This is a genomic window from Thermobrachium celere DSM 8682 (assembly GCF_000430995.1).
GTDB classification, from domain to species: Bacteria; Bacillota; Clostridia; order Clostridiales; family Caloramatoraceae; genus Thermobrachium; species Thermobrachium celere.
Map to the genome: position 1 here is coordinate 1,303,218 of NZ_HF952018.1, position 22,164 is coordinate 1,325,381.

The following is a 22,164-nucleotide window of genomic DNA, read 5'->3' on the forward strand; positions in this document are numbered from 1 at the left end:
TTTTGTTATAAAAAATATTATCACATAATTTACCATACACATTGGTAAAGGATAATGTCACATCTTTATTTGCTAATATTTAATATGTACCTTGTCCAATTTTATTATTCAGGATAAACTTTTAATTTGTAATAAAGTTTCTTAATTTTTTGCAACTTTTAAAACACTATCATTCAATTGTACATATAAGCTAACAAATTAATTTTAAAAAATTTGTCAAATAAAATCAATATAAAAATCGTTAATTTTTTTTATTCATTTTATTGAAAATAAATAGGGACAAATTAAATTTTATATTGTCCCTATCCTTTTGTCAAAACAAATCAAGAAATTTTAACATTTTCTAACCCTATTTGGCTAGTTAATTCGTTTATGAGCTCATCCGATATAGAAACCCAATATTCCCTTGATGCCTGAAATACCTTTTTAGAATTACTTAAAACAACATATATAGGATTATTACCTGCGTGCTTTTTAAATATAGGCTTTAGTTCTTCTATATCTTTACGCCAGCCTTCCTCATCTAATCTTATATATAGTTTGTTTATTTTTATTTCTGAACTTCTTAATGGCTCAATCTCATCAGCGATTATCTTTGGTTGTTCATCTTCTTTAATACTTATTCTTCCCTTAATCAATACAATATTATCCTCAAAAATTTGTTTATTTACTTTTTGATATATCTTTGGGAAAACTAATACTTCTATGCTACTATAAAGATCTTGAATTGTTATAAAGGCCATCATTTCATTATTTCTTGTTGCCTTTATATTTACAGCATTTATTATACCTGCCACTGAAACTTTTTCTCCATCCTTTACTTTGTGTTCAATTGCCATCTCATTTTCTTCTATACTTACAATATCAGATATTTTTGTTGTTGCGAAAAGCTCCATCTCTTTTCTATATTCATCAAGTGGATGTCCACTTATATAAAGTCCCATCATCTCCTTCTCCATTGCAAGAAGATGTTTTTTATCAAATTCTTTTATATCTTCATATTCCTCTTTTATTGTATTTTGACTTTGTTCATTTAGACCAAATAGGGACATTTGCCCCTCTAATGTCTTTCTTTTTTCATTTGCAACAGCATCCATTATTCTTTCATAGGAAGCCATAAGCTGTGATCTTCTAATTTTTAAAGAGTCAAAAGCTCCAGCTTTAATCATACTTTCTACAGCTTTTTTGTTAACTTCAGATAGGTTAACTTTATAACAGAAATCTACAAAGCCTGTAAAGATACCTTTTTTAAGTCTTGCTTCTTTTATAGCCTCAACTGCTCCTCTACCAACATTCTTTATGGCTCCAAGTCCAAATCTAATTTTATTTCCAATCACAGTAAAAGAATAGTCACTTTCATTTATATCCGGCGGTAATACTTCTATACCCATTTTTTTGCAGGCTTGAATATAAAATGCTACTTTATCATTATTTCCAACCACACTTGTAATAAGTGCAGTCATAAACTCAACTGGATAGTATTTCTTTAAATAAGCAGTTTGATATGCAACAACTGCATAGGCTGCTGCATGGGATTTATTGAAGGCGTAACTTGCAAAATCTATCATAAGGTCAAAAATTTTATTTGCAACCTCTTCACTTACTCCATTTCTAATTGCACCTTTAACGATTATATTTCCATTTTCATCATCAAGACCATATATGAAATTTTGTCTTTCCTTTAGCATAACATCATGCTTTTTCTTTGCCATAGCACGTCGTACAAGGTCCGATCTTCCTAAAGAATATCCAGCAATATCCCTTACTATCTGCATTACCTGTTCTTGATAAACCATACAGCCATAAGTTACTTCTAATATAGGTTTTAACTTTTCATCTAGGTATTCTATTTTATCTGGGTTATTTTTATTTTTAATATATGTTGGTATCTGATCCATTGGACCAGGTCTATATAAAGATATACCAGCTATTATATCTTCTAATGAGTTTGGTTTAAGTTCCTTCATAAAGTTAGTCATACCTGTTGATTCAAGCTGGAATATCCCTTCAGTATTACCTTGGCTTATAAGTTCAAAAACTTCCCTATCATCATAGGTTAATTTATCTAAATCAATTTCTACTCCTCTATTCCTTTTAACTAAATCAATTGTATCCCTTATAACTGTTAGCGTTCTAAGCCCTAAAAAGTCCATCTTTAAAAGGCCAAGTTCTTCAAGTATTGTCATTGGGAATTGAGTTACAACAGCCTCATCATTTTTAGCAAGAGGTACAAATTCAACAAGAGGAGCTGAAGCTATAACAACACCTGCTGCATGCGTTGATGAATGCCTTGGAAGTCCCTCTAAAGATTTTGATATATCTATTAAATGTCTTATTCTATCATTGCTCTCATATTCGGCCTTAAGCTCTGGATTCATCTCAAGAGCTCTATCTATTGTTATATTAAGTTCCATTGGTATCATTTTTGCAATTCTATCTACTTCAGCATAAGGATAATTTAATGCTCTTCCAACATCTCTTATAACAGCCCTTGCTGCCATTGTACCAAAGGTTATAATTTGTGCTACCCTGTCCTGTCCATATTTTTTTACAACGTAATCTATAACCTCCTGCCTTCTTTCATAACAAAAGTCAGAATCTATATCTGGCATGCTTACTCTTTCAGGATTTAAAAATCTCTCAAATAGAAGGTTATATTTTATAGGATCTATTTTTGTTATACCTAATGTATATGCAACTATAGAACCTGCTGCTGAACCTCTTCCTGGGCCTGTTATTATGTTATTATCCCTTGCAAACTTTATAAAGTCCCAAACTATAAGAAAATAATCAACATACCCCATTTTTTCAATTATTGAAAGCTCATACTCTAATCTATCTATTATGTCTTGAGTTACATTTTCATATCTTTCATAAAGTCCTTCAAAGCACAGTTTTCTTAGATATTCATTTGAAGGAATGCCATCTGGTGTTTCAAACTTAGGTAATTTTGTTACGTTAAACTCAAATTCAACATTACATTCTTCTGCTATCTTGGTTGTGTTTAATATTGCATCAGGATAATCTTTAAATATCTCCTGCATCTCATCAATTGACTTTAAATAAAACTCATCCACCTCAAAACTCATTCTGTCTTCATCGTCAATCGTTTTTCCTGTCTGTATGCAAAGGAGTATTTCATGGGCTTTAGCATCTTCCCTTTCAACATAATGAACATCATTTGTTGCAACAAGAGGTATTCCTGTTTCTTTTGAAAGTTTTAAAAGTAACTCATTTACCTTTGCTTGTTCGTCTAAACCATGGTTTTGAAGCTCTAAGTAGAAATTCCCATGTCCAAATATTTCGTTATATAATAGTGCCTTATTCTTTGCCTCTTCATATTCTCCCTTTAAAAGTAAAGCTTGCACTTCTCCACCTAAACAAGCACTTAATGCAATCAAATCCTTTGAGTTTTCCTTTAAAAGTTCGTAATCTGCCCTTGGTTTATAATAAAATCCCTCTATAAAGGCTTTAGATACAATTTTCATTAAATTTTTATATCCTTCATTGCTCTTTGCAAGCAAAACTAAGTGGTAATTTTCTGCATCTATACTTCCTTCTTTTTTAAATCTGCCCCTTGGTGCAACATAAACTTCACAACCTATAATAGGCTTTATATTATTTTCTTTACACTTTTTATAAAACTCAATTACTCCATACATGCTCCCATGATCAGTTATGGCAAGGGCACTCATATTAAGTTCCCTTGCCTTTTTTACAAGTTTATCTATTTTGGCTGAACCATCTAGTAAACTGTATTCTGTATGGACATGTAGGTGAACAAAGTTTGACATAGCAACCTCCATTAGTTTTTCTTAAGTATTTTTGCACTTAGGATAGCTTTACCTACAAGTTCCTTTTCATTTTCATTATACATCTCTATCTCAACTTTTGAATAATGTCTTCCCATATCAATTATTGTTGTGTTTATTGTAACAACTGTATCTACTTGAACTGGCTTTACATAAAATACTGAAAAAGAGTCAACAACTACATTTAAGTGATTTCTTTGCCTTAGAGCAATTGTACCAACAGTTGACATTACAAGCGTTAATGCATTCCAGCTTGCAGTTCCTATTGGATTTAACATTTCAGGCATAATCTTGCCAGTAAATTTCATGCCCTTTTCGGTATTAATACATGTAAAGTTTTTAAGTACTAAATCATCAATAGTTTGTCCTACTTGAGGCTGTCTATTTATATATTGAAGTGCTTTAATTACATCATGCCTACTTACTACACCAACCAGTTGCTTATTTTCAATAACAGGTATAAGTTCAATTCCTTCCCATACAATAATATGAGCAACATAAGCAACTGAGGTTTTTGGAGTTACTGTTATAGGATCCTTTGTCATATACTTTGTAACAAGTTCATCGTCGTTTGCCTCAAGCTTTAAATCTTTGATTGTAATTATACCAACAACTTTATTATACTCATCAAGTACAGGAAACTTGCCATGCTTTGTAACCTGCATCTTTTCTTTTAATTCCTTTATTGTATTATTTACTCTAACATATGAAACCTCTGTTTTCATAATATCTTCAACTAATATTATATCCTTTTTAATTAAGTTTTCTGATATTGCTTTATTTATCATAGATGCTGTTGTAAAGGTATCATATGTTGAGGAAATTATAGGCAATCCCTTTTTATTTGCAAGCTGTTTTATTTCATCAGAACATGTAAACCCCCCAGTGATTAATACAGCACAATCTTTTTCTAATGCTAATTTTTGGGCTTCTTCTCTATTACCTACAATAAGCAGGTTTCCAGGAGATATATATTTTCTCATAACATCAAGTGTCATCGCACCTATTACAAACTTATTTAATGTTTTATGAAGTCCATCTTTTCCACCAAGTACAGAACCTTCTACTATATTTACTACTTCTGCATATGTTAGATTCTCTATATTTTTCTTTTCAACCTTCTCAATTCTAACTGTTCCAACTCTAGGAATTGTACTGACTATTCCTAGTGTTTCTGCATCTTTTATTGCTCTGTATGCTGTACCATCACTAACATCTAGTGCATTAGCAATAGATCTTACTGAAATTTTTGTTCCCACTTTTAGGCTTTGTATATATTTAATAATCTCTTCATGTTTTGACATAATTCCACTCCCTAATTATAATGTCTTAAAATAATTATATCAAAAAAAGGGCTATAGAAGTAGCCCTTTAAGAGTCTTTTAACTCTTCAGCAATTTTTTCTATTTTTCTAAGTCTGTGATTTACCCCTGATTTACCTATAGGAGGATTTAACATCTGACCTAATTCCTTTAATGAAACATCTGGAAAATTCAATCTTAATTCTGCTATTTCCCTCAAATTTGGAGGTAATTTTTTAAGACCAACTTTTTCTTTTATAAGATTTATAGATTCAATCTGCCTTACAGCAGCATCAACTGTCTTATTTAAATTTGCAGTTTCACAATTTACAAGCCTATTCACATTATTTCTCATCTCTTTGTATATTCTAACATTCTCCAGCTCTAAAAGTGCATTATGAGCACCTATTATATTTAGAAGGTCTATTATTTGTTCACCTTCCTTTAAATAAACAACATAGTTGCTTTTTCTCTGTATTACCTTCGAATTTAGATTATAGGAATTTATAAGTTTCATTAAATCTTCTGCATGCTCCTGCGAATTTGTAACAAATTCAAGATGGTATGTCTTTTCTGGATTGCTTATAGAGCCTCCTCCAAGGAAGGCACCTCTTATATATGCCCTTCTACAGCAGGATTTTTTAATAAGCTCAGAATTAATTTTATGATAGATACCCAATGTTCCATCTGCATGCTCTTTTAAAATACCTGCCTTAACTAAAATCTCCCTTGCACCCATGTCAGGTGTAATAACTACCATGTATATGTTGTTCTTTTTAAAGGCACTGTTCTTTTTAACCATTATATCTGTTTGTACACCAAATAGATTTTTTAGCAAAGTAAATACCCTTCTTGCTATAGCTGGATTTTCTGTAGTAACCCTTAAGCCCAATCCATTTTTACCATTTATTTGAATAGTACCACTCATCTTCATTATTGCAGAAAGCTCTGCTAGTTGACAGCAATTTTTTTCATCTTGAATTCTACATAGTTCACTTTTTGCTATTGATGAAAAGGACATTTAATCACCTACCTTTTGTGCTTCAATCTCTCACTTAAATAGTAATAATCCAATACTCTTCTTCTATCATTAGGAAAAACATATTTAATTATAAGTTCCATAATTGTCTTTGCAAGTACATGTGTATTATGTCTTAAAAGCCCATTTTCATTTATATGCACTAAATTTTTAAATATTATATCAATTGTTTCTCTTATATTCTCCACATCGTTTTCTACAACATCCTGTCCATCGGATTTATATTTTTTAAAGTATTCCTCTGGTATTTTACCATTGTTTGCAATAACAAAATTTATAAATTGTCCACCACAGTGCTTCTCAATTGCATTTATATGGTCAGAGAGCTTATATCCTTCTGTTTCACCAAGCTGTGTCATTATATTTGATATATATACTTTTATAGCCTTTGACTTTTTTACTGCCTCTGCTACCTCTTTTATTACTAGATTTGGCATTATGCTTGTATATAAGCTGCCCGGACCTATTACAATACAGTCTGCCTCCTCTATGGCTGCAATTGCTTCATCTAACGGTTTCACATCCTGTGGTTCTAAATATATATAATCTATTTGTTGCCTCTTTTCATAACATACCTCAGGTATGATTGATTCTCCCTTTACTACTTCACCATTTTTTAATCTTGCACAGAGTGTTACATCTGTTAAAGTTACTGGATATACTTTACCTTTAACTGCAAGAACATCACTCATCTTTTTTATTGCTTCTTCAAAATTACTTGAAATACCATTCATTGCTGCTATAAATAAATTTCCAAAACTTTGTCCTTTCAGTTCCCCATCTTTAAATCTATATTGCATAAGCTCTTCCATTAGTGGTTCTGTATGTGCAAGTGCAACAAGACAGTTTCTAATATCTCCTGGTGGTAGCATACCTAATGTCCTTCTTAATTTACCTGATCCTCCACCATCATCAGCAACTGTTACTATTGCTGTAATATTTGTTGTATATTCCTTTAGACCTCTAAGCATTGTTGAAAGGCCAGTTCCACCGCCTATTGCAACAATTTTAGGACCTCTCACAAGCATCTTTTGTTCAAAAAATTTGTTTGAAAATTTCTCCTTATCCACAGGTTCACCTGTTATTATCATCATTGCATTTTTAAATGCCAATTTTAAAGATGCATACATTAATATAACTCCAATAATAGAAATGTAAAAAAATAAAAGGGAATAGGCATCAAAGATTAAACCTCTAAATAATAATTTTGAAATACCCAAAATGAATAGTGAAAGCCCACATGCCCCCATTATTATCCATCTCTTAATATTAAGTCCTGGTCTGAACCATTCTAACAACATCATTATTTGCCATCCCCCGCAATATCCTTTGTTATATCTCTATGAGATATAAGGACGGTATGATTATTATTTTTTAGATTTTCATATATTTTATTTGCAATTGCAACTGAACGATGTCTTCCCCCTGTACATCCTATTCCTATAACAAGCTGTGATTTACCCTCTTTAATATAATTTGGTATTAAAAACTCTAACAGTTCTGTTGTCTTTTCAACAAATTTATTTGTTTCGTCCCATTTAAATACATAGTCAAATACTGCCTTATCATTTCCAGATAGCCTTTTTAATTCATCAATATAATATGGATTTGGAATAAATCTAACATCAAAAACCAAATCACAATCAAGAGGTATTCCATATTTAAAACCAAATGAAGTAACTGTTATTATTAAACTTTCAAACTTTTCACCCATGATGTAAATTTTGTTTATTTCTTCTTTTAGCTGTCTTACTGTAAGTCTTGAAGTATCTATTATATGGCTTGCCTTTGATTTTATATCCTCAAGCCTCTTTCTTTCCTCTAAAATTGCATCTTCAATTCTTCTACCTTGTGAAAGTGGATGATTTCTTCTTGACTCTTTAAATCTCTTAATAAGTACATCATCTTGTGCATCTAAAAACAAAATCTCATACTTTAATCCCATATCCTCTAATGATTTTAAGCTGGCAAAAATATTATCAAAGAAATTTCTTCCTCTAATATCAACAACAATAGCTATCCTATCAATTTTACCCTTTGATTGATAGCATAGCTCAGCAAACTTTGGAATAAGTGCTGGAGGTAGATTATCTATACAGAAAAATCCTATATCCTCAAGACATCTTATTGTTTGTGTCTTTCCAGCACCTGATAAACCCGTTACAATTACAAACTGCATATTTTACCTCCTTAGGCTATTTTTCAGCATTAATTATTCTAGTCGGTGGAAGATTTGCCTGTTTAGCTATGTTTAATGCCCATTCTACATTTCCTACATCTTCTGGCCTATGGGCATCACTATCTATTGAAAACATAACTCCCTCTTCCATTGCTATTTTAACATATTCTAGTGTTAAAAATCTATGACTAGAATTAATTTCTAGTGCAGTTCCTCTTTTTGCTGCTGCCTTTGCAAGCTCTCTTGTATCAATATCAACTTTAGCCCCTGGGTGAGTTATTATATCTATTTTATATTTATTTATTGCTTTAATTAATGCTTGCGTATTTATTCTTCTGCATTCTTCTTTTAGTTTTGAATTAAATTTTGCCATTTTATTTTTAATAAACAAAGTGTAAAAATCCTTTATTGATTTAGGTTTTGCTCCATTATGAAACCCAACTAATAATTTATCTAATAGTTTAAGCTCTTCTTCTGAAACGTCTATGTCACCATCTGCACTAATTATATTTGCCTCTACTCCTAAATAAATTTTTATCTTATCTTTATATTTTTCATTTAATGCGTCTATCTCTTTTCTCATCTTTTTTAATTTTTTTAGATTAACTCCAAAAAACATATGTCCTGGTCCATGATCAGAAATAACTATTTCTTTTAATCCTTTTTTAATTGCAGCTTTTACATTTTCTTCAATTGTACCTTTCCCATGGCTATATATTGTATGTGTATGATAATCACCTATTATTTTAATCATATACATCACTCCCTAAAATAGAGTTTTTAATTATTTTATCACATAATTTTTATTATATCATTATTAACTAAAATGGGGACAGTTACTTATTATATTGGATTGTTTAATTAATAGACACGCATATTTATTTCATTGATCTTAAAATGGGACGGTTACTTGTTTTATTGACTTATTCGACTAAATGAGATCTTTTACTTATTTTATCAATCTATTTTCATCTTTATTTTTGTTTAGAATAAAGCAAGCCAAACTTCACTTTATTATACTTAGCTCATATATACCTCTTAAGATCTTATTTTCGCATACCAGTCATTCACAATTGGGACAGTTACTTATTTCATAAAAAACTCAATTAGGTTTTATAATTATCTAATCGTTTTAATAAACAATGTTTAAAACCTCAAAAAATCACAAATTATATGATTTTTATATTGTATTTATACTAACTACAAATTTAATCGTTGTAAAATATAATATTTAAACATTTAAAACTAGCATAAAATTATCTTTAACCAGATGCTTGTCCAATTTTAAAAGAAATATACTTAAGTTTTAAATCATTTCTTTTAAAAATTTTAATGAAATTTACTGACCTTAAGGTAAGTTAATTTGCATTTAGTAAAATATACTCTACTATTCCCTCATATTTTTTATTAAGAACTAGTTCAGAGCCTAAGCTACATAGTTTTGATACCCTTGCTTGACCAATATTCCCAAGTATTCTACATATATCTGCACATCGCAAATCACATAGTTTTCTCAAAATAAAGCATAATAAAGCCTTCGCTTCAATTCCATCTCTTCTATATTTTAAAAGTGAATATCTATTTATATTTAACTTTTCAATTAAAAGCATAATTATTTTTTCAGGTGAATAATCTCTAACTAATATTCTTCTCATACTTCTATATTCAGTAGGTTCCTTTGCAAATTCTTCTTTTTGTATATCAATAAATTTTTTCACTTTAAAAATAAATTCTCTATAGTTTGCCCTCGCTATTTTGTCGTTTAGTCCAAACATAGATAAAACAAACTTATCATCAATCAAGTTATATTTATCATCATTTAAGCCTAAATAAACTCCTAATGATGAAAAAGCATATTCCTCTGGATGATCCTCATACCCCTTAATTGCAGTAGCATTAAAATGAACGTATGCAGTTAAAGCAAATAAGTATCGTTCATTTTTAACAATCTTACTTTTAAACCTATCTTGGAATAAGTACCCATGTCTACCATGCCTCTTATTAAAATACATAGCGTATTTATAATTTATAAAGTGCATAACTTTTGATATATCAGATCCATTTGCATCAATAACAAAATGTGCATGATTATCCATAAGACAATAAGCGTAAACAATAAATTCGAATTGTTCCTGAGCTTTTTTCATATAGTTTAAATAACTTATCTTATCTTCATCATCTTTGAATAGGTTAACCTCTGAAATGCTCTTAACCATTATGTGATAAATAGAATCATATGACTTCTCTCTTGCCATTCTTGGCATAAAAAAGGCACCTCCTATTTTGGAAATTCATCATGTATTATTTTTCCAAACAAGAGGTGCTATTATTCCATATATTCCTTTATTTGCTTGTTATTATAAAACTCGAATTTTTAAACTCATTATCATATTTAAACCTTAGATTATAAAATAAGTAACTGTCCCTATATTGAAAGACCATATTTAAATGCCTTTGTGTTTATATCTACTAATTTTTCAGGTAAAACCTCTTTAATAACGCCTTCCCAATCTAAATTTTCAAGTCCAAGGGATTTAACTAAGGCTCCTAAAATAACCATATTTTGAGTCTTTATATTACCTATTTCTTCTGCAATTTTTGCTGCATTAAACAATTTAAAGTTTACTCCTGACTTTTCAAGCTCTTCCTCAATATTTGTTGGGTAATTTTCTTTTCCTATTAAAACAGGCAATGAGAATATTTCATAATCATTAACGATTAATTTTCCATCCTTCTTTAAATAATTTATCCACCTTGCTGCTTCAACCTTTTCAAAAGAAACAACAACATCGGCTTCTCCTTCACCTATTAGGGGGGAATATACTTTATCACCAAATCTCACTTGTGTTGTAACACTACCTCCACGTTGAGCCATACCATGAACTTCTGACATCTTAACATCATATCCAAATTTTAATAGTCCTTCAGTTAAAATTTTTGAGGCTAATATAATCCCCTGTCCACCAACACCTACAAATAAAATGCTCTTAACCATTAAAAATTACCCCCCTTTTCTATAGCATCAAACTTACAAACTTGTTGACATACCGAACATGCATTACACATGTTCTTATCAATAACAACTTTACCATCTCTAATTGATATAGCAGGACAACCTGTTCTCAAACATGCCTTACACTTCACACATTTATCTTGATTTATCACTAAATATTTTCCTGCCCTCTTCTTTTGAACTTCTTTAATTAATGCACATGGCTGTTTTGTAATGATTACAAATGGTTCAGTCGCATTATATGCATCCCTAACTGCTTCCTCTGTAGCCTTTAAGTCATATGGATCTACAACCCTTATATTTTCTTCCTTAACTCCTACTGCTTTTACTATGCTATATATATCAACGACTTGAGTTATTTCACCCATTAAAGTTTTACCTGTACCAGGATTTTCTTGATGTCCAGTCATAGCAGTTATACTATTATCTAATATAACTGCAACAATTGGACTTTGATTGTAAACAGCATCAATTAGACCTGTTATTCCTGAATGGAAAAATGTTGAATCTCCAACAAATCCAAAAATTTTGCCCTTTCTATTTGCCATTTTATATACCTTTTCAAATCCAATAGCTGCTGATATTCCAGCCCCCATACAAATTACTGTATCAGTAACATTAAGTGGTGGCATCATTCCCAATGTGTAGCATCCTATGTCTCCAGTTGCAACGATGTCTTTATACTTACTTACCGCATAGAATATACCTCTATGTGGACATCCTGGGCATAATACCGGTGGTCTTGATGGTACTGCTACGTTTAATTTATATTTATCCTTCTCTTGCTTTCCAAAGAACGCTGTTTTTATTATATCTGGATTTAATTCCCCACAGATTGGTATTATATCTTTACCTATACAACTTATACCCATTGCTTTAATGTAGTTTTCTAAATATGGTTCATTTTCTTCAATTACATATAATTTTTCAACCTCAGCAGCAAACTTTCGTATTAAATCGTCTGGAAGAGGATAACTAAATCCAATCTTTAGGTATGATGCATTATCTCCAAACACTTCTTTTGCATATTGATAGGATACTCCACTTGTAACTATACCTATCCTTTTATCTCCCCATTCTATTCTATTAAGTGGCGTATTATTTGATAGCTCCTTTAATCTTTTCAATCTTTCTTCTACCTCAACATGCTTTACCCTTGCATGCCCTGGTATCATAACATATTTAGCCACATTCTTCTCATATTCCTTAAATCCAACTTCTTGTCTTTCTGATAATTCAACTACTCCTTTACTATGGGCAATTCTAGTAGTTATTCTAAATAACACAGGTGTATCATATTTTTCACTTATTTCAAAAGCATATTTTATGTATTCCTTACACTCTTGACTATCTGATGGTTCAATCATAGCAACCTTTGCATGTGGTGCATATAGTCTATTGTCTTGTTCATTTTGAGAACTATGCATTCCTGGATCATCTGCTGATACAATAACTAGTCCACCATTTGCACCTTCATATGCTATTGTAAATAAAGGGTCTGCTGCAACATTTAACCCAACATGTTTCATAGCACATAAAGCTCTTGCACCTGCAATTGATGCTCCACAAGCTACCTCAACTGCAACCTTTTCATTTGGCGACCATTCTGAATATATTTCTTTATACTGAGCCATATTTTCCAAAATCTCAGTACTTGGTGTTCCAGGATAAGCAGCTGCAAATGTACATCCTGCCTCCCAAGCCCCTCTTGCTATAGCCTCATTACCTGACATTATTTTTTTCATCCTCATCCCCCCATATAGGTTATTTATTATTAGCAACTAAACTTCCAAGTGCTATGGAGTTTAGTTTTGCTTCATGAGTATCTGCCCTTGATACTAATACAATTGGACATTTTGCTCCCATAATAACCCCTGCTGATTTTGCCTTTGCAAAATAAGTTAAAGATTTTCCTAAAATATTTCCTGACTCTATATTTGGAACAAGTAATATATCTGCTTGACCTGCTACAGGGCTTACAATACCCTTATGTTTTGCTGCTTCAATAGAAATTGCATTATCTAATGCTAGTGGACCATCTATTATACAGTCCTTTATTTGTCCTCTTTGATTCATTTTAGCTAGAGCTGCAGCATCTAATGTTGCCAGCATATCTGGGTTAACTACTTCAACAGCACAAAGAGGTGCAACATGAATTGGAGTTATGCCAAAGGCCTTTGCAACTTTTACTGCATTATTAACTATTTGAACCTTTTGATAAAGATCTGGATATGTAACCATGCCACCGTCTGTTAAGAATAATAATTTATGATAAGTAGGTACACTATAGACCATAACATGGCTTAAAAGTCCACTGCCTCTTAACCCTTTTTCCTTATCAAGTACTGCTCTGAGTAGATCTGCAGTTCCAATTAGTCCCTTCATAAGAAAATCTGCAATATTGTCTGCAACCAATGAAACTGCAATTCTAGCTGAATCAGTTAAACTTTCTGTGTGTATTATTTCAAACTTTCCTAAATCTATATTTAGGTTTGAAGCTATTTTTTCAATCTTTGATTTGTTACCGACTAATATTGCATCAACTATTCCTAATTTTGCTGCCTCATCCACCGCCAATAAAACTTCATCATCTTCTGCTGCTGCAACAGCAAGTTTCATCCTAGGTTGTTGTTTTACTATTTCAATTAGTTCATCAAAATTTTTTATCATTATTCTTCACCCCCTATAAATATACACACTTCTATTTTAGCAAATATTTTGTATTTTTGAAATATTTCTTTTATTCTTCTTTTATTTTTATCGTTTCAATGCCATTTACACCTTCTAAAATACTAAGTATTTCATTAACATTTTGCATATATAAAAGATTGGTTGAAATTTCAATTTCAACGTAGTAATCATCTATTTTTTCAAGTTCTATATTTGTTATATTTATTTTTTTCTTACCTAAAATGCTTGCAATCTCTCCAATAACTCCAGGTTGATCCTTTGCAATCATCTTAAAAACAACATACCTTTTTCCTGCAATAATTCTTTTTTCAATTTTCTTAAACCACCTTAAACAAAAATAAATAAATAGAGTAGTTATTATACCTTCAAAATAAAGTCCAGATCCTACAGCTAAACCTATGCATGCAACAGCCCAAATACTAGCTGCTGTTGTTAACCCTTTTACATTAACCCCCTCTTTTAAAATAGTTCCTGCTCCTAAAAAACCAATACCGCTGATAACCTGTGCTCCAAGCCTCATTGGATCATAGTTAGTTACTCCATTGACTTTGTAATAATCAATAGAAATTATTTGCACTAACGTAGCACCTAGACATACTAAAACATGAGTTCTTAGACCAGCTGGCCTATTTTTAAACTCTCTTTCATATCCAACAATGCCACCTAATAATAGGGACAATATCAGTTTAAAAACTACTACAATATACCTTTCCATAAAATCACTCCTATTTTTTTATATATAATAAATTATATTTTATAAATTGTACATATAAACTTAAATAATTTTTATGGGGACAGTTACTTATTTTTTATCAAGAGATAACAAATAGAGTTTTGGCATTAAAGATTGTAAGAACCTAAAATATTTTAAATCACCAGCGTCTATCCCCTAGTCAGTTTAATCAAAAGTAATTCATTTAGCTTATATTTTGTCATTCTATTAAAAGAGGAAGAATATTTAAATCAAAAATAATTAACCGTCCCCATTGTGCAGCTTTTTAAAATTATCCATATATAAAAAGGCAGGTATTCTAATAAATACCTGACCCAACATTTGACATAGAACATAAAATGATGTATGAAAAAATAAGTAACTGTCCCCTGTAAAAAAGCAAAAAGGATGTCCTATTTTACTAGGACATCCTTTAATTCAGCTGATAATATATTTTTTAGATATTCTAATCTTTCTTTTGATAATGGTTCCACACCTTCTAATCTATACTTAATACCTAATTCTTGATATTTATTAACTCCGTGCACATGGTATGGCAAAAGCTCAACCTTTTCAACATTTGGAATGGTTTTTATAAATTGGGCAAGAGCTCGTATATGTTCTTCTCCATCCGTTATTCCTGGAACTACAACGTGCCTTATCCACATTTTTGTATTGTTTCTCTTTAACGCATCTAAAAACTCAAAGAAACCGTGTCTGTCATATCCTGTAAGCTTTTTGTGTTCAATATCATCGATATGTTTTATGTCTAGAAGAACCAAGTCAGTGTACTTTAGTATTTCATCATACATTCCAATGCCGTATCCTGACGTATCAAGGGTTGTGTGAATTCCTTCTTCCTTACACCTTTTAAAAAACTCTATTACAAATTCAGGCTGGAGGAGGGGGTCTCCGCCTGAAAGTGTAACTCCGCCTCCTGAATGATTAAAATATATTTTATATCTTTTTACCTTCTGAATTAGTTCTTCTACACTAATCTCAAATCCGCCCTTTTGATCCCATGTATCTGGGTTATGGCAATAGGCACACCTTAACTTACATCCTTGCATAAAAACTACAACTCTAATTCCAGGTCCATCCACAAGTCCCATTGTCTCAATGGAATGAACTCTTGCCGTTACCATATTCTACTCTCCTTTATATTCTTTCGTGGAATGTTCTCTTAATAACATCTAGCTGTTGTTCTCTTGTTAGTCTTGTGAAGTTTACTGCATATCCTGAAACTCTTATTGTAAGTGTTGGATACTTTTCTGGATGTTCCATAGCATCCATTAATGTTTCTCTGTTTAGTACGTTTACATTTAGGTGGTGTGCATTTTGTGCAAAGTATCCATCCATTATAGCAACAAGATTATTAACTCTTTCTTCCATATTCTTTCCTAGTGCATCTGGAAGTATTGAGAATGTATTTGATACACCATCCATACAATTTGTATATGGTATCTTAGCAACTGAATTTAATGATGCTAGAGCTCCTTGTATATCTCTACCATGCATTGGGTTTGCACCTGGTGCAAATGGTTCACCCTTCTTTCTTCCATCTGGTGTTGAACCAGTCTTCTTACCATAAACAACATTTGATGTAATAGTTAGTACTGATAGTGTATGAACTGCATTTCTATATGTTGCATGTTTTCTTAGTTCGTTTATAAACTTTTCTGTTAATTCTACTGCAATTTGGTCAACTCTATCATCGTCATTACCGTATTTTGGGAATTCCCCTTCTATTTCAAAATCAACTGCTATTCCATCAACTCTTATTGGCTTAACTTTAGCATACTTGATAGCACTTAATGAGTCAACAGCAACTGAAAGTCCTGCTATACCAAATGCCATTAATCTCTCTACTTGTGTGTCATGTAGAGCCATTTGTAGTGATTCATATGCATATTTATCATGCATGTAGTGAATTACATTCATTGTGTTTACATATAATCCTGCAAGCCATTCCATTACCTTTTCAAATCTCTTCATTACATCATTATAATCTAAATATTCACCTTGTGGAATATCCATTTTTGGTCCAACTTGTATTCCTAGCTTTTCATCAACACCACCATTTATTGCATAAAGCAGTGCTTTAGCAAGGTTTGCTCTTGCACCAAAGAACTGCATTTGCTTACCAACCTTCATAGCAGATACACAGCAAGCTATAGCGTAGTCATCACCAAAAATTGGTCTCATAACATCGTCATTTTCATATTGGATTGAGTCAGTCTTAATTGACATTTCAGCACAGAACTTCTTAAAGTTTTCTGGAAGCTTAGTTGACCATAGAACTGTCATATTTGGTTCTGGTGCTGGTCCAAGGTTTACTAGAGTATGAAGGAATCTAAAGCTATTTTTAGTTACAAGTGTTCTTCCATCAACACCCATACCACCAATTGCTTCTGTTATCCAAGTTGGGTCTCCAGCAAATAGTTCATTGTATTCTGGTGTTCTTAAGTGTCTTGCTAGTCTAAGCTTCATAACAAATTGATCTATAAGCTCTTGAGCTTCTTCTTCAGTTATTACTCCATTTCTTAAATCTCTTTCAATGTATATATCAAGGAATGTACTTACTCTACCTAGTGACATAGCAGCACCATTTTGTTGCTTAATTGCTGCAAGGTATGCAAAATATACCCATTGTACAGCTTCTTTTGCATCCTTTGCTGGTCTTGAAACATCATATCCATATGATGCAGCCATTTCCTTAAGCTCTTGTAGTGCTCTTATTTGTTCTGTTAATTCTTCTCTTAATCTTATTGTTTCTTCTGTCATCGCACCTACAAGTTTATTTCTATCTTCTTGCTTCTTTTCTATTAGAAAATCTGCACCATATAATGCAAGTCTTCTATAGTCACCAATTATTCTTCCTCTACCATAAGCATCTGGAAGACCTGTTATAACTCCTGATTTTCTTGCAAGCTTCATTTCATCAGTGTATGCATCAAACACACCTTGATTGTGGGTCTTTCTATATTTTGTAAATACTTCAACTATGTTTTCATTTACCTTATATCCATAGGCTTCAGCAGCTTGAGTTGCCATTCTAATACCGCCCCATGGATTTACAATTCTCTTAAGTGGAGCATCTGTTTGGAAACCAACAATCACTTCGTTTTCTTTATCTAGATATCCAGGTTTGTATGCTGTTATTCCTGAAACTGTATCTGTATCTAAATCAATAATTCCTTTTTTAATTTCCTCTAATATAAGCTTCTTAGCTTGTTCCCAAAGCTTTATAGTTCTTTCTGTAGGTCCAGCTAAGAAGGATGCATCACCTTCATATGGTGTATAGTTCTTTTGTATAAAATCCCTTACATCTATATCTTCAGTCCAACGACCTTCAACAAAACCGTGCCATTCGTTAAATCTCATACAAATTACCTCCTTATGTAGAGCATCTTTCTTGAGTCTATTATATAACTTTTTTGTATCTGTATCAATACCTTTTTTGCTTATTTTTCAATATTTTCTCCACTATTTTTTAACCTGTTATATTACACATATACACCTGTTATAATGTTAAAATATATATAATCTTGTTAAGTTTCTGACAATAATTATTATTGTTTAACTAGTTTTATCTTTGTTGTGTATATTTTTTATAAATACAAAAGTCCCATGAAGTATTTAAAGCATCTTTTAAATTAGCTTAGCTCCTATCCTTTTTCTTATTTAAAAGGTCCTACACTTAAATTTTCCTCTCAACAAATAAACCAGAACATTTTCCTATATTCGGGCCTTTTAAAAATTAAAAAACTTACAGTTGCTAAGCTAACCAAAAGACACTTAAAATATTCCTTCACGGGACCTTTATAATTATTTCTTTAAAATATAACTTTATTATATTTGACAAATATTATATTGAATTAATATCTTATAACCCTCTCATCAATGTCCTTAATACTCTTACATCCTGTTAAGATCATAGCAGACTTTAGCTCATTAGCTATCTTGTCTATGTATGCCTTTACTCCTTCTGCTCCTCCTCCAAAGGAAGCTGTTACAAATGGTCTTCCTATCAATACAGCATCTGCACCAAGTGCTATCATCTTCAATACATCAACACCTGTTCTAACTCCTCCATCCGCAAGAATAGTTATCTTACCTTTTACTGCCTTTGCAATCTCTGGTAAAACCTCTGCAACACCTGGTGTATGGTCTAATACTCTTCCTCCATGATTTGATACTACTATAGCACTTGCACCAGTTTCTACAGCAAGCATAGCATCATCAACAGTCATAACTCCCTTTAGAATAAATGGAAGCTTTGTTGATTGTACTAGTTCCTTTATCTCTTCTACTGTCTTTGGTCCTACTGGTTTTCCATATAATGCTAATGTAATAAGCCCTGCTGCATCTATATCAACACCTACTGCAAAAACTCCAGCCTCTTCAGCCATCTTTATCTTTTGTATAATATTCTTATTTTCCCAAGGCTTTATTATTGCAATACCTTGACCTCCAACCTTTTTAAGCTCTTCTAAATTAGTAGGAAGGAAGGTGTCAATAGCAGTATCTCCAACTATAGGATATATCCCTGCATCTAAACATCCATTTATTACCCAGGAAATATACTCTCTTTCAGTAAACTTTCCTCCCATATTTAATATTGTCCCTGAAACAGGCGCTGCCATTACAGGTATTCTTAGCTTTTTTCCAAATAATTCAATAGAAGTATCAGGATCCTTTGCATCGTGAATAACCCTCATGTTTACCTTTACTCTATCAAGTGCATCATAATTAGCTAAAAAAGCACTTCCTGTACCTGTACCTCCCATTCCTGGAACTTCTCCTGCACATGCTTTCCCATTACAAACAGGACATACTCTACAACTTCCATTTAAATTTTCCTTTGCCTTTTTTAAAATTTCCTTGTAATCCATACCTCATCCCCCATTTATATTTTATTTTTTTCAATTACTTCACCATTATCAATATTAACAAATACTATGTAACCATCTTCAAAATATGCTAGCGAAGGAATTTCATCTCCTTTTGGAACAGATATGCTACCTGGATTAACTATTACTGAATTTTTGTATCTTTCAAACCTTCTTACATGAGTATGGCCTAAAACCATTACGTCAATATTAAATTTGTCTATAATTAATTTTATTTGTTCATCACTATATTCATGGCCATGATTTACCATAAACCTTACCCCATCTTTTTCAAATAAGACAACAGGTGTAAATACTGGATATTCAAGAACCATCAAGTCAACTTCAGCATCACAATTTCCTCTTGCAATTATAACTGGCTTATCTATCTTTTTTAGTTCTTCTATCAAGCCTTGAGGATTATACCCATCTAATATTGGATTTCTTGGTCCATGATATAATACATCTCCAGCACAAAGAATAACATCTGCATCCTTTAACAGTTCTATTGCTCTTTTAAATCTATGCGGATACCCATGAATGTCACTTATCAATCCAATTTTCATCATTATCTCCTCCTTCTCTTTTTTTACTCATAACAATTAAATTATGATATCTACCATTCTTATATATTCTTTCTCTAAGTTCACCTTCAAATTCAAATCCAAGCTTTCTATATAGATTTAAAGCTGCCTTATTATCGCTTAACACATGAAGATAAACTAAATTCATATTCATTTCATTAAATATAAAATCCAAACCTGTTCTTAATGCATCTTCACCTAGTCCCTTACCCCTAGAGTTTTTATCATAAATTACTATGCCAATTTCACAATTTCTATATTCCCATTTTATTTTATCTATTATAAACAACCCAATAGGCTTTCTATCATGATTATCTATTATAAAAATCCTTTTGTTATTTTCCTCTTCAGCAGATAAAACATATGAATCTGCATAACGTTTTGACAAAGGATATATTATATCAAGATTAATATTAGTCTCTCTATCATTTAACCACGCTGAAATTATTCTAGAATCTTCTAACTCAACCGCCCTTAAAAAAACTTTTTCACCCTTTAACACTTTGTCACCTCCAAACCTTTTTAGCATAATTATACCATAAAACAAAAAAGACTGCCTTAGGTTTTTCCTAAATGGCAGTCTTTTTTGCCTAATTAGTTCTTTCTTAGATATTTATATACAGGTAGTCCCACTAGTGTTACCACAACACCATATAGTGCATATGTTGTATTTGTTAGTAGTGTATTTATTAGTATAAATATTCCACCTGCAATTCCTACTAATGGTACTATTGGGAATAGTGGTACCTCATATGGTCTGTGTAGATGTGGGAACTTCTTTCTTAAAACAAACACACCTGCCACAGCCATTGTAAAGAATATCCATAGAACGAATACAACAAGGTCAGTAAGTATATCAAATGAACCTGTTGCAACGTATATTATAGTCATAACAAATGTTAATATCATTGCATTAACTGGAGTTCCATACTTTTCACTTTCTTTTCCTAATATTTCATGGTAAGGTAATAACTTTTCCTTTGCCATTGCATATGGAACTCTTGTACCAGTTAGAACATATCCATTTAGAGCACCAAATATTGATATTAATATACCTGCTGAAACAAATGCAGCTCCACCTTTACCAAAAAGTGCTACTGCAACATCTGATGCTGCCTTCTTTGATGAAATTATTTGATCTACTGGTAATACATTTATAACAGCAATATTTATAGTAACGTATGCAATCATTACTAGTACTAGTCCACCTATTATTGCTCTTGGCAGATTCTTACCTGGGTTCTCAATTTCACCTGCAATATTACCTACATTAATCCAACCATCATAAGCCCATAGTGTACCTAGTATAGCTGCACCAAATCCAGCAGTTGTACTAGCATCTGTAACCATTGGAGTAAAGTCATGTGCTTGTCCCTTAATTAAACCAAATATTATTAAAACAAATATTGGTAACAACTTTGCAACAGTTGCCACTGATTGAAGCTTTCCACCAAACTTTGTAGAAATCATATTTATAAGCATTAAGAATGCTATTACTCCAACTGCAAGTAGTTTTTGTTGCATCTCAGTTAAACTAACAAATGCAGTTGCTTGAGTTGCAAGTACTATACCAAGTGCAGCCATTGAACCTGGTATATATACAAGAGTTTGTACCCATCCTAATAAGAAAGCCCATTTTTCTCCATATAATTCCTTAAGATATGCAAATAGTCCTCCTGTCTTTGGAATAGCTGCTGCTATTTCTGCAACAGTAAGACCTGCTGCCATAGTTATAATTCCACCTACTATCCAAGCTAGTATTCCAAGCCCTGGAGCTCCAGCACTTGCAAATACCTTAGATGGTTTAAAGAAGATACCTGAACCAATAACAACACCTATAACTACTGCTATAGCTTCAATAAGTCCTAAGCTTTTCTTTGGTTGTTGTACTTCAATCTTTTGTTCTTTTAGCGCTTGCATTCTACCCTTCCTTCCTTCCAA

Annotated in this window: 17 protein-coding genes; all 17 read right to left on the reverse strand. The window is 31.9% G+C overall.

Translation table 11 applies throughout. The annotated features are described in order from the left end of the window. Nucleotides 1-323: 323 nt before the first annotated feature. Complete coding sequence (locus tag TCEL_RS06930; protein ID WP_018662527.1) at nt 324-3,794, reverse strand: DNA polymerase III subunit alpha; 3,471 nt, start codon at nt 3,792-3,794, stop codon at nt 324-326. Nucleotides 3,795-3,805: 11 nt separating this feature from the next. Further along, a complete protein-coding gene (locus TCEL_RS06935; protein ID WP_018662529.1) occupies nt 3,806-5,116 on the reverse strand; it encodes a DRTGG domain-containing protein in 1,311 nt (436 codons plus the stop codon). Between the two features lie 67 nt (nt 5,117-5,183). Further along, entirely contained in the window at nt 5,184-6,134 is a 951-nt protein-coding gene (gene whiA, locus TCEL_RS06940) for a DNA-binding protein WhiA (protein WP_018662531.1), read from the reverse strand. Nucleotides 6,135-6,142: 8 nt separating this feature from the next. Continuing rightward, entirely contained in the window at nt 6,143-7,456 is a 1,314-nt protein-coding gene (locus TCEL_RS06945; protein ID WP_040683767.1) for a gluconeogenesis factor YvcK family protein, read from the reverse strand. Further along, nucleotides 7,456-8,331: an RNase adapter RapZ gene (rapZ, locus tag TCEL_RS06950; protein ID WP_018662535.1), complete on the reverse strand. Its 876-nt coding sequence runs from the start codon at nt 8,329-8,331 to the stop codon at nt 7,456-7,458. Before rapZ ends, TCEL_RS06945 begins: the two co-directional genes overlap by 1 nt. A gap of 16 nt (nt 8,332-8,347) precedes the next feature. Beyond that, nucleotides 8,348-9,085, reverse strand: coding sequence for a PHP domain-containing protein (locus tag TCEL_RS06955; RefSeq protein ID WP_018662537.1), 738 nt, complete (start codon nt 9,083-9,085; stop codon nt 8,348-8,350). A gap of 604 nt (nt 9,086-9,689) precedes the next feature. After that, complete coding sequence (locus tag TCEL_RS06960; protein WP_018662539.1) at nt 9,690-10,595, reverse strand: transposase; 906 nt, start codon at nt 10,593-10,595, stop codon at nt 9,690-9,692. Between the two features lie 161 nt (nt 10,596-10,756). After that, a complete protein-coding gene (locus TCEL_RS06965; protein ID WP_018662542.1) occupies nt 10,757-11,326 on the reverse strand; it encodes an indolepyruvate oxidoreductase subunit beta in 570 nt (189 codons plus the stop codon). Next, complete coding sequence (iorA, locus tag TCEL_RS06970) at nt 11,326-13,089, reverse strand: indolepyruvate ferredoxin oxidoreductase subunit alpha (RefSeq protein ID WP_018662544.1); 1,764 nt, start codon at nt 13,087-13,089, stop codon at nt 11,326-11,328. Before iorA ends, TCEL_RS06965 begins: the two co-directional genes overlap by 1 nt. Before the next feature lie 19 nt (nt 13,090-13,108). Then, entirely contained in the window at nt 13,109-14,014 is a 906-nt protein-coding gene (locus TCEL_RS06975; RefSeq protein WP_018662546.1) for a phosphate butyryltransferase, read from the reverse strand. Nucleotides 14,015-14,084: 70 nt separating this feature from the next. Beyond that, complete coding sequence (locus TCEL_RS06980) at nt 14,085-14,750, reverse strand: MgtC/SapB family protein (RefSeq protein WP_018662547.1); 666 nt, start codon at nt 14,748-14,750, stop codon at nt 14,085-14,087. A gap of 410 nt (nt 14,751-15,160) precedes the next feature. Further along, nucleotides 15,161-15,892: a pyruvate formate-lyase-activating protein gene (pflA, locus tag TCEL_RS06985; protein WP_018662549.1), complete on the reverse strand. Its 732-nt coding sequence runs from the start codon at nt 15,890-15,892 to the stop codon at nt 15,161-15,163. 13 nt (nt 15,893-15,905) lie between these two features. After that, entirely contained in the window at nt 15,906-18,131 is a 2,226-nt protein-coding gene (gene pflB / locus TCEL_RS06990) for a formate C-acetyltransferase (protein WP_018662550.1), read from the reverse strand. 494 nt (nt 18,132-18,625) lie between these two features. Beyond that, nucleotides 18,626-19,642 carry an alpha-hydroxy-acid oxidizing protein gene (locus TCEL_RS06995; protein WP_018662552.1) on the reverse strand — a complete coding sequence of 339 codons (1,017 nt, stop codon included), beginning with the start codon at nt 19,640-19,642 and terminating at the stop codon, nt 18,626-18,628. A 14-nt stretch (nt 19,643-19,656) separates the two neighbouring features. Then, nucleotides 19,657-20,205 carry a phosphodiesterase gene (gene yfcE, locus TCEL_RS07000; RefSeq protein ID WP_018662554.1) on the reverse strand — a complete coding sequence of 183 codons (549 nt, stop codon included), beginning with the start codon at nt 20,203-20,205 and terminating at the stop codon, nt 19,657-19,659. Further along, complete coding sequence (locus TCEL_RS07005; protein WP_018662556.1) at nt 20,183-20,725, reverse strand: GNAT family N-acetyltransferase; 543 nt, start codon at nt 20,723-20,725, stop codon at nt 20,183-20,185. The genes yfcE and TCEL_RS07005 overlap by 23 nt, the downstream gene beginning before the upstream one ends. Nucleotides 20,726-20,817: 92 nt before the next feature. Next, a complete protein-coding gene (locus TCEL_RS07010) occupies nt 20,818-22,143 on the reverse strand; it encodes an APC family permease (RefSeq protein WP_018662558.1) in 1,326 nt (441 codons plus the stop codon). Nucleotides 22,144-22,164 lie beyond the last annotated feature (21 nt).

What these genes read in the sequence shown, in the direction of transcription:
- TCEL_RS06930 (WP_018662527.1), bottom strand. Translation starts at nt 3,794, where the DNA reads ATGTCAAACTTTGTTCACCTACATGTCCATACAGAATACAGTTTACTA.
- TCEL_RS06935 (WP_018662529.1), bottom strand. Translation starts at nt 5,116, where the DNA reads ATGTCAAAACATGAAGAGATTATTAAATATATACAAAGCCTAAAAGTG.
- whiA (WP_018662531.1), bottom strand. Translation starts at nt 6,134, where the DNA reads ATGTCCTTTTCATCAATAGCAAAAAGTGAACTATGTAGAATTCAAGAT.
- TCEL_RS06945 (WP_040683767.1), bottom strand. Translation starts at nt 7,456, where the DNA reads ATGATGTTGTTAGAATGGTTCAGACCAGGACTTAATATTAAGAGATGG.
- rapZ (WP_018662535.1), bottom strand. Translation starts at nt 8,331, where the DNA reads ATGCAGTTTGTAATTGTAACGGGTTTATCAGGTGCTGGAAAGACACAA.
- TCEL_RS06955 (WP_018662537.1), bottom strand. Translation starts at nt 9,085, where the DNA reads ATGATTAAAATAATAGGTGATTATCATACACATACAATATATAGCCAT.
- TCEL_RS06960 (WP_018662539.1), bottom strand. Translation starts at nt 10,595, where the DNA reads ATGCCAAGAATGGCAAGAGAGAAGTCATATGATTCTATTTATCACATA.
- TCEL_RS06965 (WP_018662542.1), bottom strand. Translation starts at nt 11,326, where the DNA reads ATGGTTAAGAGCATTTTATTTGTAGGTGTTGGTGGACAGGGGATTATA.
- iorA (WP_018662544.1), bottom strand. Translation starts at nt 13,089, where the DNA reads ATGAAAAAAATAATGTCAGGTAATGAGGCTATAGCAAGAGGGGCTTGG.
- TCEL_RS06975 (WP_018662546.1), bottom strand. Translation starts at nt 14,014, where the DNA reads ATGATAAAAAATTTTGATGAACTAATTGAAATAGTAAAACAACAACCT.
- TCEL_RS06980 (WP_018662547.1), bottom strand. Translation starts at nt 14,750, where the DNA reads ATGGAAAGGTATATTGTAGTAGTTTTTAAACTGATATTGTCCCTATTA.
- pflA (WP_018662549.1), bottom strand. Translation starts at nt 15,892, where the DNA reads ATGGTAACGGCAAGAGTTCATTCCATTGAGACAATGGGACTTGTGGAT.
- pflB (WP_018662550.1), bottom strand. Translation starts at nt 18,131, where the DNA reads ATGAGATTTAACGAATGGCACGGTTTTGTTGAAGGTCGTTGGACTGAA.
- TCEL_RS06995 (WP_018662552.1), bottom strand. Translation starts at nt 19,642, where the DNA reads ATGGATTACAAGGAAATTTTAAAAAAGGCAAAGGAAAATTTAAATGGA.
- yfcE (WP_018662554.1), bottom strand. Translation starts at nt 20,205, where the DNA reads ATGAAAATTGGATTGATAAGTGACATTCATGGGTATCCGCATAGATTT.
- TCEL_RS07010 (WP_018662558.1), bottom strand. Translation starts at nt 22,143, where the DNA reads ATGCAAGCGCTAAAAGAACAAAAGATTGAAGTACAACAACCAAAGAAA.